The sequence below is a fragment of the Streptomyces sp. ICC1 genome (genome assembly GCF_003287935.1).
GTDB classification, from domain to species: domain Bacteria; phylum Actinomycetota; class Actinomycetes; order Streptomycetales; family Streptomycetaceae; genus Streptomyces; species Streptomyces tritrimontium.
In genome coordinates, this window is sequence record NZ_CP030287.1 from 3305015 (window position 1) to 3327588 (window position 22574).

At 72.0% G+C, this 22574-nt stretch carries 25 protein-coding genes; 17 read left to right on the forward strand and 8 right to left on the reverse strand.

Annotated features, from left to right (window positions below):
• Positions 1-6 precede the first annotated feature (6 nt).
• The 6 genes from DRB96_RS15670 to DRB96_RS15690 all read left to right on the forward strand — a co-directional run bounded on the left by DRB96_RS15670 (position 7) and on the right by DRB96_RS15690 (position 5675).
• Positions 7-1125: a ParA family protein gene (locus DRB96_RS15670; RefSeq protein WP_112449021.1), complete on the forward strand. Its 1119-nt coding sequence runs from the start codon at positions 7-9 to the stop codon at positions 1123-1125.
• Complete coding sequence (locus tag DRB96_RS15675; RefSeq protein ID WP_204357739.1) at positions 1110-1604, forward strand: hypothetical protein; 495 nt, start codon at positions 1110-1112, stop codon at positions 1602-1604. Before DRB96_RS15670 ends, DRB96_RS15675 begins: the two co-directional genes overlap by 16 nt.
• 275 nt (positions 1605-1879) lie before the next feature.
• On the forward strand, positions 1880-2773 hold the full coding sequence (locus DRB96_RS15680) for a LysR family transcriptional regulator (protein ID WP_112449023.1): 894 nt from the start codon (positions 1880-1882) through the stop codon (positions 2771-2773).
• A 144-nt stretch (positions 2774-2917) separates the two neighbouring features.
• Complete coding sequence (locus DRB96_RS44615) at positions 2918-4165, forward strand: hypothetical protein (protein WP_239517730.1); 1248 nt, start codon at positions 2918-2920, stop codon at positions 4163-4165.
• Positions 4084-4878, forward strand: a complete 795-nt coding sequence (locus tag DRB96_RS15685; protein WP_239517874.1) for a histidine kinase — start codon at positions 4084-4086, stop codon at positions 4876-4878. Before DRB96_RS44615 ends, DRB96_RS15685 begins: the two co-directional genes overlap by 82 nt.
• A 62-nt stretch (positions 4879-4940) precedes the next feature.
• Positions 4941-5675 (forward strand): response regulator transcription factor, encoded by a 735-nt coding sequence (locus tag DRB96_RS15690; protein WP_112453454.1) that lies wholly within the window; start codon positions 4941-4943, stop codon positions 5673-5675.
• On the opposite strand, the gene DRB96_RS15695 is transcribed toward DRB96_RS15690, so the two are convergent.
• The 3 genes from DRB96_RS15695 to DRB96_RS15705 form a co-directional block, all read right to left on the reverse strand.
• On the reverse strand, positions 5653-7623 hold the full coding sequence (locus tag DRB96_RS15695) for a GAF domain-containing protein (RefSeq protein WP_112449024.1): 1971 nt from the start codon (positions 7621-7623) through the stop codon (positions 5653-5655). The two genes, DRB96_RS15690 and DRB96_RS15695, sit on opposite strands and share 23 nt — an antisense overlap.
• Positions 7624-7720: 97 nt before the next feature.
• On the reverse strand, positions 7721-9118 hold the full coding sequence (locus DRB96_RS15700) for an MFS transporter (RefSeq protein ID WP_112453455.1): 1398 nt from the start codon (positions 9116-9118) through the stop codon (positions 7721-7723).
• Positions 9119-10036: 918 nt separating this feature from the next.
• Entirely contained in the window at positions 10037-10888 is an 852-nt protein-coding gene (locus DRB96_RS15705) for an alpha/beta hydrolase (RefSeq protein WP_162688596.1), read from the reverse strand.
• Between the two features lie 225 nt (positions 10889-11113).
• Here DRB96_RS15705 and DRB96_RS15710 point away from each other — a divergent pair, with 225 nt between their 5' ends.
• From DRB96_RS15710 to DRB96_RS15755, 11 genes are all read left to right on the forward strand, one after another.
• Positions 11114-11782, forward strand: coding sequence for a thioredoxin domain-containing protein (locus tag DRB96_RS15710; RefSeq protein ID WP_112453456.1), 669 nt, complete (start codon positions 11114-11116; stop codon positions 11780-11782).
• Positions 11779-12426, forward strand: a complete 648-nt coding sequence (locus DRB96_RS15715; protein WP_239516162.1) for a vitamin K epoxide reductase family protein — start codon at positions 11779-11781, stop codon at positions 12424-12426. The genes DRB96_RS15710 and DRB96_RS15715 overlap by 4 nt, the downstream gene beginning before the upstream one ends.
• Before the next feature lie 38 nt (positions 12427-12464).
• Positions 12465-13067, forward strand: a complete 603-nt coding sequence (locus tag DRB96_RS15720; protein WP_112449026.1) for a TlpA disulfide reductase family protein — start codon at positions 12465-12467, stop codon at positions 13065-13067.
• A gap of 3 nt (positions 13068-13070) precedes the next feature.
• Entirely contained in the window at positions 13071-13823 is a 753-nt protein-coding gene (locus DRB96_RS15725) for a cytochrome c biogenesis protein CcdA (protein ID WP_112449027.1), read from the forward strand.
• 60 nt (positions 13824-13883) lie between these two features.
• Positions 13884-14252, forward strand: a complete 369-nt coding sequence (locus DRB96_RS15730; RefSeq protein ID WP_112449028.1) for a metalloregulator ArsR/SmtB family transcription factor — start codon at positions 13884-13886, stop codon at positions 14250-14252.
• 28 nt (positions 14253-14280) lie between these two features.
• Positions 14281-14970 carry an SCO family protein gene (locus tag DRB96_RS15735; protein WP_112449029.1) on the forward strand — a complete coding sequence of 230 codons (690 nt, stop codon included), beginning with the start codon at positions 14281-14283 and terminating at the stop codon, positions 14968-14970.
• Between the two features lie 173 nt (positions 14971-15143).
• Positions 15144-15377, forward strand: coding sequence for a hypothetical protein (locus DRB96_RS15740; protein WP_112449030.1), 234 nt, complete (start codon positions 15144-15146; stop codon positions 15375-15377).
• Between the two features lie 133 nt (positions 15378-15510).
• Positions 15511-15681 carry a hypothetical protein gene (locus tag DRB96_RS42980; RefSeq protein WP_162688597.1) on the forward strand — a complete coding sequence of 57 codons (171 nt, stop codon included), beginning with the start codon at positions 15511-15513 and terminating at the stop codon, positions 15679-15681.
• A 79-nt stretch (positions 15682-15760) separates the two neighbouring features.
• The gene (locus tag DRB96_RS15745; RefSeq protein WP_112449031.1) at positions 15761-16582 is read left to right on the forward strand and encodes a cation diffusion facilitator family transporter; all 822 of its coding nucleotides are present in this window, start codon (positions 15761-15763) and stop codon (positions 16580-16582) included.
• Positions 16583-16631: 49 nt separating this feature from the next.
• Positions 16632-17042: a metalloregulator ArsR/SmtB family transcription factor gene (locus DRB96_RS15750; RefSeq protein ID WP_112453458.1), complete on the forward strand. Its 411-nt coding sequence runs from the start codon at positions 16632-16634 to the stop codon at positions 17040-17042.
• Positions 17035-19317 carry a cation-translocating P-type ATPase gene (locus tag DRB96_RS15755; RefSeq protein WP_112449032.1) on the forward strand — a complete coding sequence of 761 codons (2283 nt, stop codon included), beginning with the start codon at positions 17035-17037 and terminating at the stop codon, positions 19315-19317. Before DRB96_RS15750 ends, DRB96_RS15755 begins: the two co-directional genes overlap by 8 nt.
• A 50-nt stretch (positions 19318-19367) precedes the next feature.
• On the opposite strand, the gene DRB96_RS15760 is transcribed toward DRB96_RS15755, so the two are convergent.
• From DRB96_RS15760 to DRB96_RS15780, 5 genes are all read right to left on the reverse strand, one after another.
• Positions 19368-20099 carry a DUF1775 domain-containing protein gene (locus DRB96_RS15760; protein ID WP_112449033.1) on the reverse strand — a complete coding sequence of 244 codons (732 nt, stop codon included), beginning with the start codon at positions 20097-20099 and terminating at the stop codon, positions 19368-19370.
• A gap of 34 nt (positions 20100-20133) precedes the next feature.
• Complete coding sequence (locus tag DRB96_RS15765; RefSeq protein ID WP_112449034.1) at positions 20134-20739, reverse strand: hypothetical protein; 606 nt, start codon at positions 20737-20739, stop codon at positions 20134-20136.
• Between the two features lie 311 nt (positions 20740-21050).
• Positions 21051-21545, reverse strand: coding sequence for a GNAT family N-acetyltransferase (locus DRB96_RS15770; RefSeq protein WP_112449035.1), 495 nt, complete (start codon positions 21543-21545; stop codon positions 21051-21053).
• A gap of 11 nt (positions 21546-21556) precedes the next feature.
• Positions 21557-21880, reverse strand: coding sequence for a metalloregulator ArsR/SmtB family transcription factor (locus DRB96_RS15775; RefSeq protein WP_112449036.1), 324 nt, complete (start codon positions 21878-21880; stop codon positions 21557-21559).
• A gap of 3 nt (positions 21881-21883) precedes the next feature.
• Positions 21884-22558 carry a phosphatase PAP2 family protein gene (locus DRB96_RS15780; protein ID WP_112449037.1) on the reverse strand — a complete coding sequence of 225 codons (675 nt, stop codon included), beginning with the start codon at positions 22556-22558 and terminating at the stop codon, positions 21884-21886.
• Positions 22559-22574: the final 16 nt, after the last annotated feature.

A 22574-nucleotide genomic window follows, 5' to 3' on the forward strand; every position in this document is an offset into this window, starting at 1 on the left:
GCAGGAGTGCCTGCGCGGGGTCAAAGCCCTGCCGGAATCGAAGCGGTCGGCTCCGTCGCAGTCCGCACCTTCGCAAACCACCAGCACAGGACGACGCCCCGAAAGAGCATGGACGGCCTAGACGTGAACTCCAGGGCCGGCGACCCGAGCGGCGACAAGCCCGTGGGTCTCGCCGACTACGACCAGGTGCCCGAGGGGCACTTCTACGACCCCGACGCGGAGTACGAGCCCGACCCCGAGTACGCGGCCACTCTCGCCCCCGACGCTGCCCGCCAGCGCCGTGAGCGGATCGGTCCGACCGGACGGCCGCTGCCGTACTTCCCGATCCCGGGTCCGCTGACCGACCACGGTCCGGCGAAGATCATCGCGATGTGCAACCAGAAGGGCGGCGTGGGCAAGACCACGTCGACCATCAACCTGGGTGCCGCGCTCGCCGAGTACGGACGCCGCGTGCTGCTCGTCGACTTCGACCCGCAGGGCGCACTGTCCGTGGGTCTCGGCGTGAACCCGATGGAACTCGACCTGACGGTCTACAACCTGCTCATGGAGCGGGGCATGTCGGCGGACGAGGTGCTGCTCAAGACGGCGGTCCCCAACATGGACCTGCTGCCGAGCAACATCGACCTGTCCGCCGCCGAAGTGCAGTTGGTCAGCGAGGTGGCCCGCGAGTCGACCCTGCAGAGGGCCCTGAAGCCCCTGATGGCCGACTACGACTACATCGTGATCGACTGTCAGCCCTCGCTCGGCCTGCTGACCGTGAACGCCCTGACGGCGGCTCACAAGGTCATCGTGCCGCTGGAGTGCGAGTTCTTCGCGCTGCGCGGTGTGGCGCTGCTGACCGAGACCATCGAGAAGGTGCAGGAGCGGCTCAACCCGGAGCTGGAGCTCGACGGCATCCTCGCCACGATGTACGACTCCCGCACGGTGCACAGCCGCGAGGTCCTGGCGCGCGTCGTCGAGGCGTTCGACGACCACGTCTACCACACGGTCATCGGCCGCACGGTGCGGTTCCCGGAGACCACGGTCGCCGGCGAGCCGATCACCACGTACGCCTCCAACTCCGTCGGTGCCGCCGCCTATCGCCAGCTGGCCAGGGAGGTGCTCGCCCGGTGTCCCGCCGAGTGAGTCTGCCCGGAGCCGACGAACTGTTCCGTACGACCGGGGGGATGGCGCTGACGTCGGCGTCCAAGGTCTCCCCGTCGCGGGGCGTGGAGCACGCGACAGCGGCATCGGAGGGTACGGCGGGAGAGGGCCGCAGCCGGGAGGCTGAGGCCGGCACGGAACCGGGCGTGGGCGCGCAGCGGCGGTCGCAGGAAGGTTCCGGTGGCGCCGTCCCGGCCCCGGCCCCCGGTCGGGGCAAGGGGCAGGGCCGCGGTGCGAACCGGCGGCCCAGCGGGCGCGAGCGGCACGACGAGAAGATCACGGTCTACGTCTCCGCCGAGGAGCTCATGGACCTGGAACACGCGCGGCTGGTGCTGCGCGGGGAGCACGGCCTGGCGGTCGACCGCGGCCGGATCGTCCGCGAGGCGGTCGCCGTGGTCCTGGCGGACCTGGAGTCCCGCGGCGACGCGAGCATCCTGGTACGCCGCCTGCGGGGCCGCTGACCCACCCCGCGCGGGGTCGCGGGGCCGGAGCTCCGGCCCGCGGACCGGCGGCCCGCCGCCGGACCCGTCCGCACACCCGTTCCACCGCACTGACCTGCGACGTTGCCACCCGGGAAGCCCGGCCCGGCCCGGCCGGCGGGGCACCTCGTCAGCGCGGGCTCATGCCGCATCGGTATGGCTTGCCACCCGTCCAGCATGAACACCTTTGCGACTTCAAGTAGTTGTTCACCCGACTTGCTCTTACGGGTATAACCTCGCGCGGTTACCGTCCGGTCATGACGCCCACCCTCGCCCAGCTCCGCTACCTCGTCGCCGTCGCCGACTGCCGCTCCATCACGAGCGCGGCGGCCTCGGTCTTCGTCGCCCAGTCCGCGCTGTCCCGCGCCGTCCAGGCCATGGAGCGCGACCTCGGCGTCGAGCTCCTCGCCCGCCGGGGAAGGGGGGTGGACCTCACACCTGAAGGGGCTCGGGTCGTCCGGCTGGCCCGGACCGTCCTCGACGCGGTGGACGCGATCGACGACATCGGGACGCCCCACGGCAAGGGCGGCCGGGCCACCCTCACCCTCGTCACCACGCCCACCCTGGCCCTCGACCTGGCCTCCGACCTGGTCCGGGCCTTCACCGAGCGGCACCCCGGCATCGACGTCAGGGTCCAGCAGTACGACAGCCGCGAGACGCTGGTCGAGGAACTGACCCAGGGCCGGGCCGAATTGGCGCTCGTCGACCTGCCGGTCGACAAGGAGCTCTCCACCCACCACATCCAGGAGCGCGAGGTGGTGCTCATCTCGCCGATCGGCTCGTCCCTGCCCGATCCGATGCCGTTCCGCGCCCTCGACGGGCTCCCGATGGTGCTGCCCACCCCCGGGACGGGCCGGCGCACCGAGATGGAGGCCATGTTCAGCTGCCTGGGCGTGCGCCCGGTGCCCTGCCTCGAAGTGGACGAACGGCTCGCCTGGGTGACGGGCGTGACCGACGGCCGCGGCTCCCTCATCTGGTACCGCGACGTGGTGGCGCGGGCCTTCGGCAGCCGGGCGGAGATCCGCTCCTTCACCCCGCCCCTGCTGCGCCCGGTGGGCATCGCGCACGCCCGGCGGCCGCTGAGCCGCGCGGCCCGCGCCTTCATCGCGCACGCCCGGCACAACTCGCCCGTACGGGAACCGGCCCGCTGACCCCGTGCGTGCCGGACGGGCCGTGCCGGTGTGACCGGAAGGCAGCTCCCGGTGGCCAGGCATGCCCGTCCGGCATTGAACGATGCTCGAAGGGGGAGTGATTGGCCCTGGCGCCAGAAACTGACGTCCTCTCACATGGTGGGCATGTCCCGACAACTCCTCACGCCCCCACGGGCCGCCGCCCTCGCCACCGCGGTCCTCGCCACGATCCTGCCGGCCGTGGCCTGGATGGCCGGCGGCGCGGCCAGCGCCGCCCCGGCCCCGGCCGCGGCCGCGGCCCCCGAGCGCCAGTGCACCCTCCCCGGCGGCATGGCCGAGATCAGCGGCCTCGCCATGAGCCGCAAGCACCCGGGCGTCTTCTACGCCGTCAACGACAGCGGCAACACCAACCAGGTCTTCGCCGTCGACTGCAACGGCGCCACGGGCCGGCTCCTGGCCACGCTCACGGTCGCCGGCGTGGGCAACACCGACTGGGAGGGCCTGACGATCGGCAAGGACGCCGGGGGTGGCCCCGCGATCCTGGTCGGCGACATCGGCGACAACTTCGGCAGTCGCGCCGAGATCACCGTGCACTCCTTCGCCGAGCCCGATCAGCTCGCCAACGCCACGGTGACGCCCGTGACGTACCGCTTCGCCTACGCCGACGGCAAGCACGACGCGGAGTCGCTGCTCGCCGATCCCGTCACCGGCCGGATCCACATCGCGAGCAAACTCATCGGCGCGGCGGGCCAGTTGTACCAGGCTCCGCTGCCGCCGGTGGCCGGGCAGGTCAACACCCTCACCGCGGTCCGGCCGGGCCCGGTCTTCGCCACCGACGGCGCGTTCTCGCCGTCGGGCGCCTCGTACACCCTGCGCAGCGGCGGGCCGCTGGGCGCCAACACGGCCTCCGTGTACGACACCTCCGGCGCCAAGCTCGCGGACGTCGCCCTCCCGGCGCAGTCGCAGGGCGAGACGGTGACGTACGCCGACTGCACCAGCCTGCTCGTGGGGTCGGAGAACGACACCCAGATCTGGCGCGTCCCGCTGCCCCCGGAGGCCACCCCGGGCTGCGCCGGCACGCCGACGCCTACCCCTACGCCCACGCCGACGCCGACCCCGACCCCGACGCCCACGCCTACTCCGACCCCGACTCCGACTCCGACTCCGGGTGATCTGAAGGAGATGTGTGTACGAGACAGGGGTCGGGGTGGCTGCTGGTCGCGGTGTCGGCCGCGGCGGGCGCGGCGGTGCTCACCGCGTACGGGCTGGCCGTCGCGCTCGTGCGCACCAGGCGCGGGCACCGGGCGGCGATCGAGGAGCGGGGGTGGCTGCTGGAGCGGGAGCGGGAGACCGCGGCACGCACCGCCGTGGACGCGGAGCGGGCTCGGATCGCGGCAGAGCTGCACGACATAGTCAGCCACAACGTCAGCCTGATGGTGGTCCAGGCCGGTGCGGCCCGCGAGGTGCTGGAGACCATACCGCGGGAGGCGGCCGCTGCCATGAGCGCCGTCGAGGACGCCGGGCGCACGACGATGACCGAGCTGCGCCACCTGCTCGGCCTGCTCGCTCCCGCGCAGGACGGCAAGGACGAGCCCTACGGCGCTGCCCCGGAGGCGGAGCTCTCGCCGCAGCCGAGCCTGGCCCGGCTCAGTCCGTTGATCGACCGGATGGTCTTCGCCGGGCTGCCGGTCGAGGTCCGGATATCCGGCGAACCCCGGCCGCTGCCGGCCGGGATAGACGTCACCGCCTACCGGATCATCCAGGAGGCGCTGACCAACGCACTCAAACACGGGGACGGGGTGAAGGCCGAGGTGAGCGTGAGATACGCGGACCACGCGCTGCGGGTCGAGGTGCTCAACAGCGGACCGAGCGTGCTGTCGGGGGACAGGGCGCCCGCGTCCTCGGCGCCCGTCACGACGGACACTCCTCCCGCGCCGTCCGGGCCGTCCGGGCCGGCAGTCGGGGAGGAGGCCGGGGAAGCCAAGGCGGCCCGGGCGGACGGTGCCGGGCGCGGACTGCTCGGGCTGCGCGAGCGGGTCGCCGTGTACGGAGGGGACTTCGACGCCCGCCGACGCCTCGGCGGCGGCTACCGGGTCCGCGCCCGCCTCCCGCTGGAGCGCCCGTGACCACGCCGACCACGCCGACCACGCCGACAGAACGGACCGAGCCGACCGTGCCCGCGGCGGGGATGCCCGCGCCTGCCCCCGCGCCCGATCCCGCGCCCGATCCCGCTTCCGTCCCTGCGCTCGGGCCGCGGGTGGTCATCGCCGACGACCAGGAACTCGTCCGCACCGGATTCCGGATGATCCTGACGGCACGCGGGATCGATGTGGTGGGGGTGGCGGCCGACGGGGTGGAGGCCGTCTCGCAGGTCCGGAGCCTGCGCCCGGACGTCGTCCTGCTCGACATACGCATGCCGCGCCTGGACGGACTGGAGGCCGCCCGGCAGATCCTCGCCGAGGCCCCTGAATGCCGGGTGATCATGCTGACCACCTTCGACCTCGACCAGTACGTCTACGCCGCCATCGCCGCCGGAGCCAGCGGGTTCCTGCTCAAGGACGTCACCCCGGAGTACCTCGCCAACGCCGTGCGGCTCGTCAACACCGGAGACGCGCTGCTCGCCCCGTCCATCACCCGTCGGCTGGTGGAGCGCTGCGCGGCGGCCGCCGCCGCTCGGGGCGGCGGCGCGACCCCGGCGCCCCACCCGGACCTCGATGCCCTCACCCCGCGCGAACGCGAAGTGCTCACCCTCATGGGCCACGGCCTCTCCAATGCGGAACTGGCCCGGGAGCTCACGCTCAGCGAAGCCACCGTGAAGACCCATGTGGCCCGCATCTTCGCCAAATTGGCCCTGCGCGACCGGGCGCAGGCGGTCGTCCTGGCCTACGAGACGGGTCTGGTCACGCCGGGCCCGCAGGCGTAGGAGGCGTCGTCCGGTCGATCGGCCCGGGCTGTGCCAGGAGGTGCAGGCGCAGGGCGAGTTGGAGTTCCAGAGCCCGGGCGGGGACGTTCCAGTCCGGCCCCAGGAGCCGGCCGATCCGGTCGAGGCGCTGAACGACGGTGTTGACGTGGATGTGCAGGGCGTCCTTGGCCCTGGAGAGGCTCGCTCCGTGCGTGTAGTAGGCCCGGAGCGTGTGCACCAGCTCGGTGCCGCGCTGGGCGTCGTAGTCGATGACCGGGCCCAGCACCTGGTGGACGTACCCGCCGACGTCCCCGTGGTCCCCGATCAGGAGGCCGACGAAGCCCAGGTCGGGGAGGGCGGCGCCGTGGCCGGTGTGGCCCAGGGCGTGCAGGGCGTCCAGGCAGCGCACGGCCTCGGCGTACACGGCGGGCAGGGCGCCCGGGCGGCCCGCCGGTCCGGCGGAGCCCACCGTGACGGGGGCGCCCAGGGCCTGCCCCAGCTCCGCCGCCAGCGACCGCGCGAGGTCGCCCGGCCGCCCGGCCGGGACGAGGAGCACGATGTCCCCCTCGTGCGGCCCGGCCAGGCCGTCGAGGGCCCGGGCCCGGCGGGCCGCCTCCGCCGACATCCGGGGCCGCAGGGCCGCGTCGCCGCGCAGCACCAGCACGGAATGCGGGCGCGCCAGGTCGACGCCGAGTTTGCGCGCCCGGATCGTCTGGCTGCCGGGGTCGCGGGTGCGCCCCGGGCTCTCCGGGGTCAGCAGGTCGCTGAGCAGCTCGCCGCGGACCCGGTCCTCGGCGTGCGCCACCGACCGCCGCAGCAGCAGCAGGAGCGCGGTGACCAGGCCGGTGCGCTCGAACAGACGCCGGTCGGTGTCCGAGAGGTCGGCCCGCCCGGTCAGGGCGATGCTGCCGAGGAGTTCGGGCCCGGCCAGGACCGCGCAGACCCATACCCCGTCCACCGGGACGGCCCGGCCGCCGGAGCGCGAGGCGGCCACCCCCCGGTCGGGCGGGCCGATCGGATCGCTGCCGACCCGGGCCAGCTCGGCGCCCTCGGCGTCGTGCACCACCAGCCCGCCGCGCAGCAGCGCGGCGACCTCGCGGGCCACGTCGGTGACGTCCCCGCCACGCAGGACCAGGTCGGTCAGCCGGTCGTGGGTCTCGGTGGCCAGGCGTACGGCCTCACTGTGCGCCCGGGCGGTCTCGGTGGCGGAGTTGAGCTCGACCAGGGCCGTACGCGTCTCCGCCAGCAGCCGCGCGCCGTCGATGGCGACGGCGGCGTGGTCGGCGAGCGAGGAGAGCAGGGCCACGGCGTCGGGGGCGAAATCCCGTACCGAGCGGTCGGCGGCGTAGAGCACTCCGATGACCCGAGAGGCGACGCGCAGCGGGACGCCGAGGATGCCCCGCAGCCCCTCCTCGCGGACCCCGGCATCGATGGTGCTGGTGTGCCGGAAGCGGTCGTCGGCGCGGTAGTCGGCGCTGGCGTACGGGCGGGCGGTCTGGGCGACCAGGCCGCCGAGCCCCTCACCCATGCCGAGGCGCAGCTGCTGGAAGGCGGCGGAGACGGACCCGTCGGTGACCCGCATGAAGGTGTCGCCCGCGACGGGGTCGTTGAGCGTCAGGTAGGCGACGTCCGTGCCCAACAGGGTCCTGGCCCGCCGCACGATGGCCCGCAGCACCGCGTCGAGATCGCGCAGCGCCGCGAGGTCGCCGGCGGTGTCGAACAGCGCGGTGAGCTCCGCCTCGCGCCGCCGGTGCTGGTCGAGGGTGCGCCTGATCCCGAGGGCGACCCGGGTCGCCTCCTCCACGAGGGCCTGCTCACCGGCCCCGGCCCCGCCGGTACGGGCCTGCGCGCCGGGCCGGGCGAAGTCCTCGACGGGTGCGCCCCGGTCGAGCAGGTCGAGGAGCTGCCGCAACGCGCCGGCCGCCCGCTGCCCGGTGGCGCTCTCGGTGGATTCGTTCACGGGAGCCATGCTGGCAGCCCTTCGGTGCGGGGGTGGTGACCGGGTCCCGGGTCCGCCCGCCGTGCCCGGAACACCGGACGCGGCGGGCGGATCCGTGCCGGGCGGGTCAGGCGGGGTCGGATACCGAGACGGCCGCGGACCGGGCCGCGCGGCCCTTCCCGCCGGCCTCCGCTCCGACGTCCGCCCCGGCCCTCGGCACGGACAGGTCCCGCCCCCGCGTCTCGCGGGCGAAGGCGACGGTGAGGGTGGTGACGACGGCGGCGGCCGAGAGGTAGACGGAGACCGGCACCGAGGAGCCGTACTCCTTCAAGAGCTCGACGGCGATGATCGGGGCCAGGGCGCCCGCGATGATCGAGGCGAGCTGGGAGCCCATGGAGGCGCCCGAGTAGCGGACCTTGGTGTCGAACATCTCGGAGATGAAGGCGGCCTGCGGCCCGTACATGGCGCCGTGCAGGAGCAGGCCGACGGTCACGGCCGCCGTGATGACGGCGAAGGACTTGGAGTCCACCAGCGCGAAGAACCCGAACGCCCACAGGGCCATGCCGACCGAACCGATCAGCGTCACCGGCCGGCGCCCGATCCGGTCCGACAGCGCGCCCCAGGCGGGGATGGTGAGGAAGTGGACGGCCGAGCCGATCAGGAGCGCGTTCAGGGCGGTGGTCTTGGGCAGGCCGAGGTGCGTGGTCACGTAGACGAGGAGGAAGGCGGTGAGGACGTAGTACGAGATGTTCTCGCCGAACCGGGTGCCGATCGCGGTCAGGACCTGCCGCCAGTCCTTTCGGAACACCTGGACGACGGGGGCCCTGTCCTTCTCGGCCGAGCGCGCGGCCTCGGCCTGCGCGGCGAGGAAGACGGGCGACTCGGAAACCGAGAGCCGGATCCACAGCCCGACGACCACGAGGAGCCCGGAGAGCAGGAAGGGAACGCGCCAGCCCCACGCGAGGAACGTGGCGTCCGACTGCACGGCGGCGAGCAGCGCCAGCACCCCGGTGGCGAGCAGGTTCCCGCCGGGCGCCCCGGACTGCGGCCAGGACGCCCAGAACCCGCGGTGCTCGGCCCCGCCGTGCTCGGAGACGATCAGCACGGCCCCGCCCCACTCGCCGCCCAGCGCGAACCCCTGCACCAGGCGCAGCACGGTCAGCAGGATGGGAGCGCCGACACCGATGCTGGCGTGGGTGGGCAGCAGCCCCATCGCGAAGGTGGCCCCGCCCATCATGACCAGGCTGAGCACGAGCAGCTTCTTGCGCCCGACCTTGTCCCCGAAGTGCCCGAACACCACCCCGCCCAGCGGCCGGGCCAGGAACCCGATGGCGTAGGTGAGGAAGGCGATCAGGGTGCCGGTGAGCGGATCCGCGGTGGGGAAGAACAGCTTGTTGAAGACCAGGGCGGCGGCGGTACCGTAGAGGAAGAAGTCGTACCACTCGATGGTGGTCCCGATGAGGCTGGCGGCCACGATCCGCCGAATGCCGGTCGGAGCCTTCGGGACGGCTGCGGGGGAGACCATGTGCACCACTTCCAGGGTGTCTGCGGGGACGTCGGGCGTGGCCACAACGTAGAAGTCCCCAGGTCAGCGGTATATGTGGCGCGTCATCACAATCAACCCCACCTGAGTGTGCCAGACCACCACACGGCCCGAACCGATCTCCTCGGACCTCTCCTGACGCGGGTGGGAAGACCCTGCCGGAATTGCAGAGTTGCGCCGCTTTTGGGGATGCGGTGCTGACTCCCGTGCTGACCTGGTGCTGACCTGAAACCCCATGTCAGCACCCCTCGCAACCTGTCCCTTGCTGACTTGGTGCTGACTACGCAGCGTTGAGAGCGACGTGACTCCGGTCGAGCCGACGCAAATCGGAAGCGGCGGAGAGCTCGGATCGGCTCCGCTGTCGAGGTCCGGTTCGCGCTCAGGGGCGGCCGGCACGACGTCGCGTGAAACCCGGGTGCGCGACCGCACCTGGCGTGCCGCGGGTGCCCTGGCCGACGCGCTCAGATGCCCAGACCAGCGCTGGACCCAGCCTTCGAGTGGCGATCCCGCTGTTCTGCCCATCTCTCCCGGAGGCCGGCGCGCCATGTTGTGGAGAGCCCACAGGGAGCGTGTCGAGGCCACTGCTGTCGCGCCGGTAGAGGTGTCAGGCCTCGCCGAGCGTCCAGTGCTCACTCCGGCGCTGGCATGCGTCGGTGAGAACACGGTCGACCGGGTCGCCGTGGACGAAGCCATCCGCATTACATCGCTCCTAGCGCCCGGTCCAGGCAGAAAACGTTGGGACCGTAGAGCACGAGCCTCAGGGCGGAATGGACGGCATGAGCTGGCGCAGAGGGCGTGCGGGCAGCTCGACTTCACCCACGACCCGCTGCTCCTTACCGGGAGCATCCGCTGACAGTGTGAGCCGGATCCGCGCCCGCACCCGGGTTGGGCGCCCTCGGATCAGGTTCGGGTCAGAAACGCCAGGAGGGCGGCGCTGGTCTCCTTCGGGTGGGTGAGGAGTCCGCCGTGTGCGGCGTCGGCGATGACCGTGAACTCCGCCTGGGGTAGGGCGTCGGCGGAGATCTTGGCGGCGCGGGGCGGGAAGTAGAAGTCGTGCTCGAAGGCCAGGACCAGCACCGGGACGGTGATGTCGGTGAGCGCGGCCATGCGGTGCGGGTCGCGCAGCCAGGCTTGGGCCGCGGTGGCCTGGCCCACCTCCCCGTCGGCGGACGTCCAGAGGTCTTCCTGGGCGGAGAGGAGTTCCAGCCAGGTGCGGGTCTGCTGCTCGTCGTCGCACAGGACGGCGGGCGGCAGGCTCGACAGCAGGGATTGCAGGCGCGTGAAGGCGGCGGGCAGCCGACCGGTCGTGGCGATCAGCTCGGCCTCCGCGGCCAGCATGGCGTCGAGGACCCCGGTCACCGGGCCGGCGCCCGCCATGAGCACCACCGAGGCCACCAAGTCGGGCCGGGTGTGGGCCAGTAGCTCGACGGTGAAGCTCCCCAGTGAGTACCCGATGACCGTAGCGCTGGTGAGGCCGAGGGCGTCCATCAGTCCCGCCAGGTCCCCGGCCATGTCGGCCATCGCGTACGGGGACGCGGGCGCTTCGGAGGGGGCGACGCCGCGTGCGGCGTAGGTGATCACCTCGAAGCCCGCCCGCACCAGGTCCTCGCGTACCCCGCACAGCTCCCAGGCCACTGGTGGCATCCCCGTGCCGCCGGCCAGCACCACCGGCCGGCCCCGCCCCGTCCGCTCGTACGCGATCCGCACACCGTTCACGACCACCGACTCCACGCACGCCCCCTGGTCCCGCACCGTTCCTTCGGGGCAGGATGCCCGCCGCAGACAGAAGAGTCCATCGACTCGGACACCTGGACGGCGGTGGCGTTTCGTGCTCGCGCGGTCTCGGGTCCGATCGGTGCAGAGGCCCCATATCGAGCACATATCAACGTCCATTAGTTTGTTGATGCGACGCCCGCTTCCCATCAGGGACGGGTGGTTGCTGTCCCCTGCCCCATTCCTCTTGATCGCCGGATGGACATGACGAAGAACCTGAAGATCTCCCTGGGCCTGGTCGCCCTGGTGCTGGCCGTGGTCGCCGCCCTGCTGCTGGCCAACCGCTCGCCGGACGCCGCACCGGCAGGTGACGGGACGGGCACCGGCGAAGCCGCTGCCGCTTCGGTGCTGGTGCGCCCCGACAGCCACCGCCTGTCCACGGCGAAGGACGGCAAGGTCACCGTGGTGGAGTTCCTCGACCTGGAGTGCGAATCGTGCCGGGCCGCGTTCCCGGACGTCGAGTGGCTTCGCAAGGAGTACGAAGGACGGGTCACCTTCGTGATGCGGTACTTCCCGATCCCCAGCCACCGCAACGCCGAGCTCGCCGCTGCGGCCGTGGAGGCCGCCGGGGCGCAGGGGAAGCTGGAGGAGATGTACACGAAGATGTACGAGACCCAGGCGAGCTGGGGGGATCAGCAGGTCTCGCACGAGGAGACGTTCCGCGGTTTCGCCCGGGAGCTGGGCCTGGACATGGCGGCGTTCGAGAAGGCGTGGAAGGACCCCGCGACCGCCGCGCGGGTGAAGAAGGACCGTGAGGACGGGATCAGCCTCGGAGTGCAGGGCACGCCGACGTTCTTCGTCAACGGCAAGCGCCCGAAGATCACCGGCTACGACAGCTTCAAGGCCGTGATCGAGGCGGAGCTGGCCAAGTGACCGCCACCGCACAGCGGTCCGGGTCCGGCCCGGTGGGGCCCGCCGGCTTCCCCCTCGTTCCGGGAGCCCGGCTGCTCGCTCTGATCCTCACCGTCGGGGGTGCGCTGGGCCTGCTCGCCGCGTTCACCCTGACGGTCGAGAAGATCGCGCTGCTCAAGGACCCCTCGTACAAGCCGTCGTGCAGCATCAACCCGATCCTGTCCTGCGGGTCGGTGATGACCACCCCGCAGGCGGAGGCCTTCGGCTTCCCGAACCCACTGCTGGGCATCGCCGGGTTCGCCGTGGTCACCGCTCTGGGTGTGGTGCTGCTGACCGGGGCGCTGTTGCCGCGCTGGATGTGGCTGGCCGTGCAGGCCGGGGTCACCTTCGGGGTGGTGTTCGTGCACTGGCTGATCTTCCAGAGCCTCTACCGGATCGATGCCCTGTGCCCGTACTGCATGGCGGTGTGGGCGGTGATGATCCCGGTCTTCTGGTACACGACGCTGCGCAATCTGACCCACGGCGTCCTGCCGGTACCCGCGCCGCTGCGCGGCGGTGTCCGGGTGGCGGCCTCGCTCCACGGAGTGGTGCTGACCGTCTGGTTCCTGCTGATCGCCGGGCTGATCCTGCAGCGGTTCTGGCTGTACTGGACCAGCCTCCTCTAACCCCTGCCGTCCCCGTCACGAAGGCTGTACCCCTGCTCATGAGTACCTCCCTCCCCGTCTTCGGCCGCCTACGTGCCGCACGCCGGGCCGCTGCTGTCGCCGCCGTGCTCGCGGTGGCCGTGTCGGCCGCGGGATGTGCGCCCGGCAACACCCCCGCTTCCTCGTCCGCGCCGGCGGCCGCGGGCCTGGCGCCGGTACCGGCCGCCGACCGCAAGAAGGCGCCGGACCTGGAGGGCGAAAGTCTGACCGGTGAACGGCTTCAACTCGCCGACCACCGCGGCAAGGTGGTCGTCCTCAATGTGCGGGGTCCCTGGTGCGCGCCGTGCCGGGCCGAGGCTCCGAACCTTCAAAAGGTCTACGAGGACACTCGTGAGCAGGGTGTGGTCTTCCTCGGTATCAACACGCGTGATGCCGGCCAGGACAACGCGCTCGCGTTCGAGGAGACCTACGGGATGACCTACCCCAGCCTGTGGGACCCGGACGGCAAGCAGCTTCTGAAGTTCAAGGGCACCATCTCTCCGTCCTCGATCCCGAGCACCCTGGTGATCGACCGCGAGGGGCGCATCGCGACCAGCGCGATGAAGGCCCTCTCCGAACAGGAACTGCGGTCCATGCTCGAACCCGTACTGAAGGAGGGCTGAACCGTGGTCCTGGCTGCCGCGTTCGACACCACCGTGCTCACCGGCTCCGTCCTACTGGCCGTACCCGTCGCGGCGCTCGCCGGACTGGTGTCCTTCTTCTCCCCGTGCGTACTGCCCCTGGTGCCCGGCTACCTCTCCTACGTCACCGGGGTCAGCGGCGCGGACCTGGCCGACGTGCGCCGGGGCCGGATCCTGGCGGGCACCCTGCTCTTCCTCGCCGGGTTCACGGCCGTGTTCGTCTCCTTCGGCGCCTTGTTCGGATACGCAGGGAACACCCTCCTGGCCCACCAGGACCTGCTGATCCGGATCCTGGGCGGGCTGACCATCCTGATGGGCCTGTCATTCATGGGCGTACTGCCCGGCATGCAGAGGGAGTGGCGCTTGCACAGGCGCCCGGCCGCAGGGCTGGCCGGCGCCCCGATGCTGGGCGTGCTGTTCGGCCTGGGTTGGACGCCGTGCATCGGCCCGACCCTCGGCGCGGTGCAGGCGCTGGCGTTCAGCGAGGCCAGCGCCGGACGCGGCGCACTGCTGACCGTGGCCTACTGCCTCGGCCTGGGCGTTCCCTTCCTCGTCGCCGGTCTCGCCTTCCGCAGGGCCTTGGGTATCTTCGCCTGGGTCAAGAACCACTACCGGTGGGTGATGCGGATCGGCGGCGGCATGATGATCGCCACCGGCATCCTCATGGTCACCGGGGTGTGGAGCTTCTTGATCGGCCAGATGCAGTCCTGGAGTGCCGGCTTCACCATCGGCATCTGAACCGGGTCCCGGACCAGAGCACTGCCACCGCACCGCCCCCGAGACGAAGGACCCCGTGACGTGACCGAGGAGCACCAGGACGCGTGTGACCTGCTGTGCCTGGACCTGCCCGTGGCGGAGGAGATCCGCCGCCGGATGCCGGCCCTGCCGACGCTCGAATCGGCTGCCACCGCCGCCAAAGCGCTCGCCGACCCCACCCGACTGAAGGTGGCCGCCGCCCTGGCCGAGGGCGGCGAGCTGTGCGTCTGCGACCTCGCCTGGGTGGTCGGACAGGCCCAGAACCTGGTCTCGCACCACCTGCGTCAGCTCCGTACCGCGGGTCTCGCCGTATCGCGCAGGGACGGACGGCTGGTCATGTACAGCCTCACCGAGCGAGGCAAGGCCCTGGCCGGCACGGTTCTGGCCCTTGCCGCGGCCGAACCCTCCTGATCTTTCCCGCACTCGAAAGCCCACCACGATGAACGGACACCTTGTGACGCCCGCGACGAACCGCATCCGGACCGCCTGCGCGGCAACTCTGGCCCTGGCCGCGGCACTCACCCTGACCGCGTGCGGCTCCTCGCAGCCCCACCACCCGGGTACGGCGGATCAGGTCGTCTCCCGGCCCGCGGGCAGTTCCCCGTACAAGGGCACCGAGCTGTCGAAGCCGTTCGCCAAGCCCGCCCTGGTCCTCACGGGCGCCGACGGCCAGCCCTTCGACCTGCGCGAGCGGACCGCCGGACGGACCGTGCTGCTGTTCTTCGGTTACAGCAGCTGCCCCGACGTCTGCCCCACCACCATGGGGGACGTCGCCGTCGCCCTGGGCAAGCAGCCCCAGGAGATCCGCGACAACACCCAGGTCGTCTTCGTGACGACCGACCCCGAGCGCGATACCCCGGCCGCCCTCGACAAGTGGCTCGACGCCTTCTCCCCTTCCTTCATCGGGCTCTCCGGCAACCTGGAGCAGGTCAAGAAGGCCGCCATCGGAGTCGGGATCGCCATCGAAGACCCCAAGAAGCATCACGACGGGTCCGTCACCTCCGACCACGGTGCCCAGGTCCTGGCCTTCACCCCCGACGGCGAAGGCCGCGTCGTCTACACCAGCGGCACCACCGTGGACGACTTCACGCACGACCTGCCGCTCCTGGCGAAGAACACCCGTAGCTGACCACTCATCCCCACCCGCTCCCGTAATTCACCGCCCTGGCCGGGCTCACCGGCTACCTGGTCATCACCTACTTCACCCGGAAGGGATGCGGCCACGGCTACGAGGACGCCGGGCATCGCGCCCTGCACGCCCCCCGGACGGAAGCGCGGGAGCGACTGTCCCCGTGGCTGGCCGTGTCGGCCGTCAGCCCCGCGGCCGGCGTCCTGCTCGCCACCATCCGCCCGCTGCCCGCCTCCCTCACCCCGGTACTGCTGGCGATGGTGGGCGGGGTCCTCCTGCGGACCGCCGTCGTCGGACTGAAACTCGCCGCAGCCAAGCGCAGGTCCGGGGAACTGCGCGGCTGGCACATCTCCGTGTCCGTCGCCGCGGCGTCCACGATCGGGGCCGTCATGGTCCTGGCGCACTGACGGCACCGCGAGGGGCCGTCCCACCAGACCACAGCAGGCGCCCCGGCAGCCGGCCGGCTCGGTCTGCTGCGGGAATGCGACACCGCCGCCGACCGGCGGCACCGAACACAACGACCCGAAGGACGGAAGAAGCATGGGCGCACACTGCTGTGGCAGCACCGCGGCCACGACAGCACAGACCGCCGACGCGCAGGACGAGTCCCAGGCCACCGCCCCGCAGGCACCGCCCGCGTCCCCGGACAGCCACGACAGCGAGCCGGCCGCCCCGGCCACGGTCTGTTCGTCGCAGGGCTGCTGCTCCTGACACCGTGCGCCGTCGGGCACCGGCCGCCGCGCCGGTCCCCGACGGCGGCGCAGGAACGTTCTCAGGCTGAAAGGCAGAAATGAGCGTTCGCCACGCCCACGGCTCCCACCCGCACACCGACCACCACCACGAGGTGAGCCCGGACTCCGACCGGCGCTATCCCACCGCGGCCCTCGCGCTGATCGCCGCACTCATGGCCGCCGAGGTCGCCGTCGGACTGACCGTAGGCTCCCTCGCACTGATCTCGGACGCCGCGCACCTGCTCGCCGCCGTGCTCGGGTATGAGGCCGCGATCCGCCTCATCGACCCGCCCCAGGTGCAGGGTGGGCCGGTCCTCCTCACCGCCCTGGGAGGAGTCGCCGTGAATATCATCGCGGTCCGGCTGATCGTCAAGGCCAACCGCACCAGCCTGAACGTCGAAGGTGCCTTCCAGCATCTGCTCAACGACCTGTGGGCCTTCACCGCCACCGCCGCGGCCGGCCTGGTCGTACTGCTCACCGGATTCACCCGCGCCGACCCGCTCGCCTCGCTGCTCGTCGTGGCGCTCATGGCCAAAGCCGGGTACGCGCTGGAACGCGAATCGTGGAAGGTCCTCCTCGAAGCCGCACCCGCGGACCTCGACCCCGAACGCATCGGAGCGGAACTCGCCTCCTGGCCGGGCGTGGCCGGGCTCCGCCACCTGCACATCTGGACGATCACCTCCGGCTACCCCGCCCTCAGCGCCCACCTCCTGGTCCGCGACGGCCGAGACTGCCACGCGCTGCGCAGCGCACTGCAGGACCACCTGGCCACGGCGTACGGGATCAGCCACGCCACCCTGCAGACGGGCCACACCCAGCACCCGGAGGCCCTCGAGGGGCCGGTGCACTGCGCCGCCCCGCGCGGCACCACTCACCATTAGTACAGCCTCGGCTTAATTCAGCGTTCGCTGTAACGTGAGGAGCATGGAGATGCAACAGGACAGGGGCCTCGCCGTGGCGGTCGACGCCGGCGCGCTGGCCCGAGTAGGTACGGCCCTGGCCGACGAAACGCGGCGCAGGCTGCTGCTGGCGCTACTCGAAGCGCCCGCTTACCCCTCCGACCTCGCCGACCGCCTCGGACTGACCCGCGGCAACGTCTCGAACCACCTGTCCTGCCTGCGAGGCTGCGGACTGGTCAAGCCGATCCCGGTCGGCCGCCGGGTGCGCTACGAGCTGGCGGATCCCAAGCTGGCGCACGCGCTCGCCGAGCTGGCCGCGCTCGTCCTGCTGGTCGACCACCAGGGTAAGCCCGACCAGGCCTGTGACCCGGACGGCGCCTGCTGCGCCTCCGACGGCGAGAGGGCCGATCACGCCCGGAGCCTGGAGGCCCGTCATGGCTGAGGAATGCTGCGGCACCGCCCCGGCCAAGAGCGGCACCGGCCAGGGCGGGGCCGAGCCTCCCTCCCGGGTCTGGCAGGTACGCGAACTGCAGGCCGCGGCCGTCTCCGGTGTCCTGTTGGGCATATCCCTGCTCGTGTCCGACGCGTGGTCCACGGCCCTCGCGCTCGCGGCGCTCGCCGTCGGCGCCGCCACCTTCGCCCCCAGCGCCCTGCGCGCACTACTGCGGGGCCGGCTCGGCGTCGGACTCCTCATGACCATCGCCGCAGCCGGGGCCGTCGCGCTGGGGGAGTACGGCGAGGCCGCCACCCTGGCCTTCCTCTTCTCCATCGCCGAGGGCCTCGAAGGCTACGCACTGGCCCGCACCCAGCACGGGCTGCGCGCCCTCCTCGACCTCGTGCCCCCCAACGCCGTGGTCCTCCGCAACGGCACCGAACAGCAGGTGGAACCGGCTGAACTCGCCGTCGGCGACATCCTGGTGGTACGCCCCGGCGAGAAGATCGCCACCGACGGAACGGTCCGTACGGGCCGTAGCGCCCTGGACACCTCCGTGGTGACCGGCGAATCCGTCCCGACCGAAGTCGGCCCCGGCAGCGAGGTCTTCGCCGGCACCATCAACGGGTCCGGCGCACTGGAAGTGACCGTCACCGCCACGGCCGAGGACAACTCGCTCGCCCGTCTGGTGCACATCGTCCAGGACGCCCAGGAACGCAAGGGCTCCAGCCAGCGCCTGGCTGCCCGCTTCGCGCGGCCCCTGGTGCCCGGCGTCCTCGTCCTGGCCGCACTGGTCGCCGTACTGGGCAGCCTCTTCGGCGACCCAGGACTGTGGATCGAACGCGCGCTCGTCGTCCTGGTCGCCGCCGCCCCCTGCGCCTTCGCCCTGTCCGTGCCCATCGCCGTGGTCGCCGCCGTCGGCGCGGCCTCCAAGGCCGGCGTACTGATCAAGGGGGGCGCGGCCGTCGAGGCGCTCGGCAGCGTCCGGGTTGTCGCCATCGACAAGACCGGCACGCTCACCCGCAACGAACCGGTCGTCATCGACGTGGTGATGGCTGCGGGTGTCGATCGCACGCGGGTCCTGAGCGTCGCCGCCGCCCTCGAAGCGCGAAGCGAACACCCCCTGGCCGCGGCCATCCTCACCGCCGCCGACGAGCTCCCGAACATGTCGGCCGAGGGCGTGGAAGCCGTACCCGGCAACGGCCTGACCGGCACCGTGGCAGGAGCCCCGGCCCGGCTCGGCAAGCCCGGCTTCGTCGACCCCGGTTCCCTCGCGGACGAGGTCACCCGGCTTCAGAGCGCCGGTGCCACCGTGGTCGTCGTGGAGCACGACGGAGCCCTGCTCGGCGCGGTCGCCGTGCGCGACGAGATCCGCCCCGAGGCCGCGGAGGCGATCACCCGTCTCAAGCAGCAGGGCATCCAGGTGGTCATGCTCACCGGCGACAACACCCGCACCGCCGAGGCCATCGCGGCCGCCGCCGGCATCACCGAGGTGCGCGCCGAGCTCCTCCCCGAGGACAAGGCCCGGATCGTCACCGAGCTCCAGGCCCGCGGCCCGGTGGCCATGGTCGGCGACGGCATCAACGACGCCCCCGCCCTGGCCACCGCGCAGGCCGGAATCGCCATGGGTGCCATGGGCAGCGACGTCGCCATCGAAGCCGCCGACGTGGCCCTGATGGGCGAGGACCTCCGTCGCCTGCCCGACGCCATCGCCCACGCCCGCGCCGCCCGGGGCATCTTCACCCAGAACCTGCTGCTCTCCGGCGCCATCCTCGTCACCCTCGTACCGCTGGCCGCCATCGGCACACTGGGCCTGGCAGCCGTGGTAGCCACACACGAACTCGCCGAAGTCCTGGTCATCGGAAACGGCATCCGCGCCGGACGCAAGACCCGACTCCCGCACCACCAGCCGGTACGCGACTCGGCCCCGGCCCGCGCGGCCATCGCCGCCAAGCCGGAAACCACCTCGGCGCCCCTGGCAGCGTCTGATGGATGCACGGACGGCTGCTGTGGCGAGTCAGCCGAGTCCCCTGCTCCGATGGTCGCCGAGGGAAGGACGAACCTGCTCGCCTCGATCTCCGCTCCACAGCGGTCCGCCAACGCAGGTGAGCGTTCGGTATCCGAGGGGCGGCGGCCCCAGGCGGTCCTGCTCACCACGCGCGCAGCGGTCTCCGGGGACAAGATCCCGGTACGAGGTGGCCAGCGCCCCCAGTCCGGTACGGCTACGACCGGCCGTCCCGAGGAGGGCGCGGAGCCGGGAGGCTGCGGCTGCTGTGCGGGCTGACCACCGCGTCACGTCGTACCGATCTGCGGCCGGGGCCCCGGCCGCTCCGGTCAGGCCTGGCTGCGGTTGCGGCGCAGCCGCCAGAAGATGCCGGCGGCGACGAGCAGTACGACGGCCGCGACAACGCCGACGACGGTTCCGGTATTGCTGCCCGTGTCCGTCTCGTCCGTCGCCCGCGCGCTCGCTGACGCGGCGGGAGCGGACGGAGCAGTGGCCGACGGCTGGGCGGACGGGACGCTCGGGGTCGGTGACGGTGAGGGGCTCGGGGCGATCAGCTTGGCCCCGGGGGCCGCTGCCTTCAGCTCCAGTACGGGGGCCGGATTATCAACCTTCTCGCCGTTGGTCGGCACCTCGATCCAGCGGGAGACCTTTCCGTCGCCGTACGTCTCCAGGGTCTTGAACGCCAGGGACTTCTCATCGGGCAGCTGGCGCACCGTGACGCTGTACTCGGCGTCGGTGCCGGTCGCCAGAGCCGGACCACCGATCGCGTACCCGTCAGGCGTGGCGGTCAGCTTCCATTCCTTGGGGGCGTCCTTCAGGGTCACGGCGTCCGGGGTGATGCCCTTCGGGAGTACGACCCTCAACTCCGCGATGCCCGCGGTGTCCGACTCCGCCTCGGAGGTGAAGGACAGCGTGACGTTCTCGGCGAGGGCACGGGGGTCGGAGGCGGTGACCTCGGCGTGCGCGGCGGCCGGCCCGGCTGCCACGCCGAGGACCACCACGGCGCCGACAGCCGCGAGGCCCAGCCTGCGGAGCGGAAGATGGATGTGTGATCTGTTCACGATGGAGCAACCTTCTCAGTACGTGGGGCGGGTTTCACCATGGAGGTGCACAGCCCGCCGGGATCGGGGGAACGTCTCCTGCACACCCGGCAGGAGGCCCCCGGCGTACCACCGCGTGACAGAGCATCGCCGTCACGGTCGGCGCTAGGACAAGGCTGTTGAGGGGGACGTGTACGGTCGCCGCGCGCGGCCGGGCCCAGGGCCGCCAGCGGACCCCGAAGGCCGCTCCGGCCGCCGCGACTGCCGTCTCGGCCCATCGGCCCACCGTCTCGGGCAGGCGGCTCAGCACCTGGTCCGCGCGGTACATGAGCAGAGCCATCGCGGATGCGGCCACGCAGTGGGCCGCCGTCATCACCCACGCACTGTGGTGTGCCGCGTACCCGATCTCCGGCGCCACGGCGTGTGCTTCGGCCTGTCCGTGGCGTACCGGCGTTTGCGCGGACAGCGCCCAGTGCAGCAGGAGTTGGGCGATGCCGGTGGCCGCGACCGCCTGCCACCAGGACCGGGGCAGGCGGGCCGTGAGCCACGAGGTGGCGAAGACGGCCGCCGCCCCGACAGCCACCCGCTGCCCGGACACCGGCTCCTCCGAGGCGAGATGGTGACCTATGACGGCCAATGCCGAGCCGAGCAGCGTGAACACGGCAGCCCGCAGCCACCGTCCGCTCCGCCACCCGGGCTGCGGACACGAGCGCATTCCTGCACGGGCTCCGGCCATGTCGGGCCCATCATCCATCGCACTGCGTCTCAGCCAGGCCCCAACTGTCAATTGAGGAACAGTTTTCCCGGATCGCTAGTCCGGTGACCGGAAAGGTTCACCGGGTCGCGGCGCCCGGCACGGCACCTCGCCGCGTTGTCGGACCACACCGGTACGTCCAGTACGAGGCGTGGTCCTCCGCCTTGCGAGGCACCGCACCGGACACCGCGACCCGGCAAACCTTCCCGGCCACAGCACTAGGTGGCCGGGGCCTGCCGATCTGCGCGTGTGCTGCGCCGCTCGAGGAGGACCACGTCGCGCCAGCGGCCGTGATGGCAGCCGATGCGTTCGCGGATGCCGATGACGCGGAACCCGGCGCGGCGATGGAGGGCGAGGCTCGCGGTGTTCTCGGGGAAGATGCCGGACTGGACGGTCCAGATGCCCGCGGCTTCGGTCGAGGCGATGAGGGCGTCGAGGAGGGCGCGGGCGACGCCGAGGCCCCGCGCCGACGGGCTCACGTACACCGAGTGCTCGACGACGCCCGCGTACGCGCAGCGGTCGGATACGGCGCTCGCGGCGATCCAGCCCAGGACCGTCGCGTCGCTGTCGTCGGTGGCGACGAAACGGTGCTCGGGCAGCTTGGCGGCGTCGAAGGCCGGCCAGTCGGGGGCTGTCGTCTCGAAGGTGGCGTCGCCTTCGTCGATGCCGGCTTGGTAGACGGCCAGGACCTCGGGACCGTCGCCGGCGGTCATCCGCCTGATCTTCACGGCCGTTGTCCCATGATCGCGCGGACGGCGGCGGGGAAGCAGTCCAGGCAGGCGCTGTTGACCTCGTAGCGGGTGCTGGTGCCCTGCCGTTCGGGCAGCACGAAGCGGACCTCCGCCAGAACCTTGAGGTGGTGCGAGACCGTCGACTGGCCGATGGGCAGACGGATGGTGATCTCGCCGACGGCCATGGGCCGTCGTTCGGAGGCGAGCAGGTGCAGCAGGCGGACGCGCATGGGGTCGGCCAGCGCCTTGAACCAGCCGGCGTACGTGGCCGCGTCCTCGTGGGTCAGGGGGGTGGGGTGTCGCAGCGGCCTATCCATCGATCATCGACGATAGTCGATGGATGCGGTGTCGGGAAGGGCGCGGGCCGGGCGCATCACGGCCCGGCAGGCGGCGACGGCGGCTGTCGCCATCGCGGTGCCGAGGAGGGCTCCCGCGAGGGTGTCGGAGAGCCAGTGCACACCGAGGAAGACGCGTGTGAAGCAGGCCGTGATGACTGCGAGAACGGCCATCGCGAGCCCGATCCGCAGAGCGGTCGCGGGCGCGCCGGCACATCGCGCCAGCCAGAGCAGTAGTACGCACGTGGCGGCTGCTGTCATGGCGTGGCCGGACGGCATGGCGGCGAACTCTGCCGAGTCGACGGGTTGTTCCCACCGGGGGCGTTCACGCCCGATGGCCCAGCGCAGCACGCCGCGGAACACCCATTCAGCGGCGGAGGCGCACGCGGCCCACACGGCGACCAGCCGTTGCCCGCCCCGCCACAGACCCACCACGGCACCGGCAAGGAGCAGGCGCATGGTCCACGGATCGACCACCCAGTCGGTGAGGATCCGGCTGGCATGCGTCCAGCCCGGCTCTTCCAGCGCGACGGCGTGAAGCTGCGAGGCCACAGCCCTGTCGACGTGCAACACGGGCTGGACTCCGGCCGCGACCAGCGTGATGAGCAGGCCCGCCGCTCCCGCGAGCAGCAAAGCGGTCTTGGCGGACGGCTGGGCCATCCAGGCCGAGAGTGGC

Bases quoted from the DNA above. Each gene is read 5' to 3' on its own strand.
- DRB96_RS15680 (WP_112449023.1), top strand. From the start codon at position 1,880: ATGACGCCCACCCTCGCCCAGCTCCGCTACCTCGTCGCCGTCGCCGAC.
- DRB96_RS15780 (WP_112449037.1), bottom strand. From the start codon at position 22,558: ATGGCCCAGCCGTCCGCCAAGACCGCTTTGCTGCTCGCGGGAGCGGCG.
- DRB96_RS15735 (WP_112449029.1), top strand. From the start codon at position 14,281: ATGAACGGACACCTTGTGACGCCCGCGACGAACCGCATCCGGACCGCC.
- DRB96_RS15755 (WP_112449032.1), top strand. From the start codon at position 17,035: ATGGCTGAGGAATGCTGCGGCACCGCCCCGGCCAAGAGCGGCACCGGC.
- DRB96_RS44615 (WP_239517730.1), top strand. From the start codon at position 2,918: ATGTCCCGACAACTCCTCACGCCCCCACGGGCCGCCGCCCTCGCCACC.
- DRB96_RS15690 (WP_112453454.1), top strand. From the start codon at position 4,941: ATGCCCGCGCCTGCCCCCGCGCCCGATCCCGCGCCCGATCCCGCTTCC.
- DRB96_RS15745 (WP_112449031.1), top strand. From the start codon at position 15,761: ATGAGCGTTCGCCACGCCCACGGCTCCCACCCGCACACCGACCACCAC.
- DRB96_RS15710 (WP_112453456.1), top strand. From the start codon at position 11,114: ATGACGAAGAACCTGAAGATCTCCCTGGGCCTGGTCGCCCTGGTGCTG.
- DRB96_RS15720 (WP_112449026.1), top strand. From the start codon at position 12,465: ATGAGTACCTCCCTCCCCGTCTTCGGCCGCCTACGTGCCGCACGCCGG.
- DRB96_RS15775 (WP_112449036.1), bottom strand. From the start codon at position 21,880: ATGGATAGGCCGCTGCGACACCCCACCCCCCTGACCCACGAGGACGCG.
- DRB96_RS15750 (WP_112453458.1), top strand. From the start codon at position 16,632: ATGCAACAGGACAGGGGCCTCGCCGTGGCGGTCGACGCCGGCGCGCTG.
- DRB96_RS15700 (WP_112453455.1), bottom strand. From the start codon at position 9,118: ATGGTCTCCCCCGCAGCCGTCCCGAAGGCTCCGACCGGCATTCGGCGG.
- DRB96_RS42980 (WP_162688597.1), top strand. From the start codon at position 15,511: ATGGGCGCACACTGCTGTGGCAGCACCGCGGCCACGACAGCACAGACC.
- DRB96_RS15770 (WP_112449035.1), bottom strand. From the start codon at position 21,545: ATGACCGCCGGCGACGGTCCCGAGGTCCTGGCCGTCTACCAAGCCGGC.
- DRB96_RS15695 (WP_112449024.1), bottom strand. From the start codon at position 7,623: ATGGCTCCCGTGAACGAATCCACCGAGAGCGCCACCGGGCAGCGGGCG.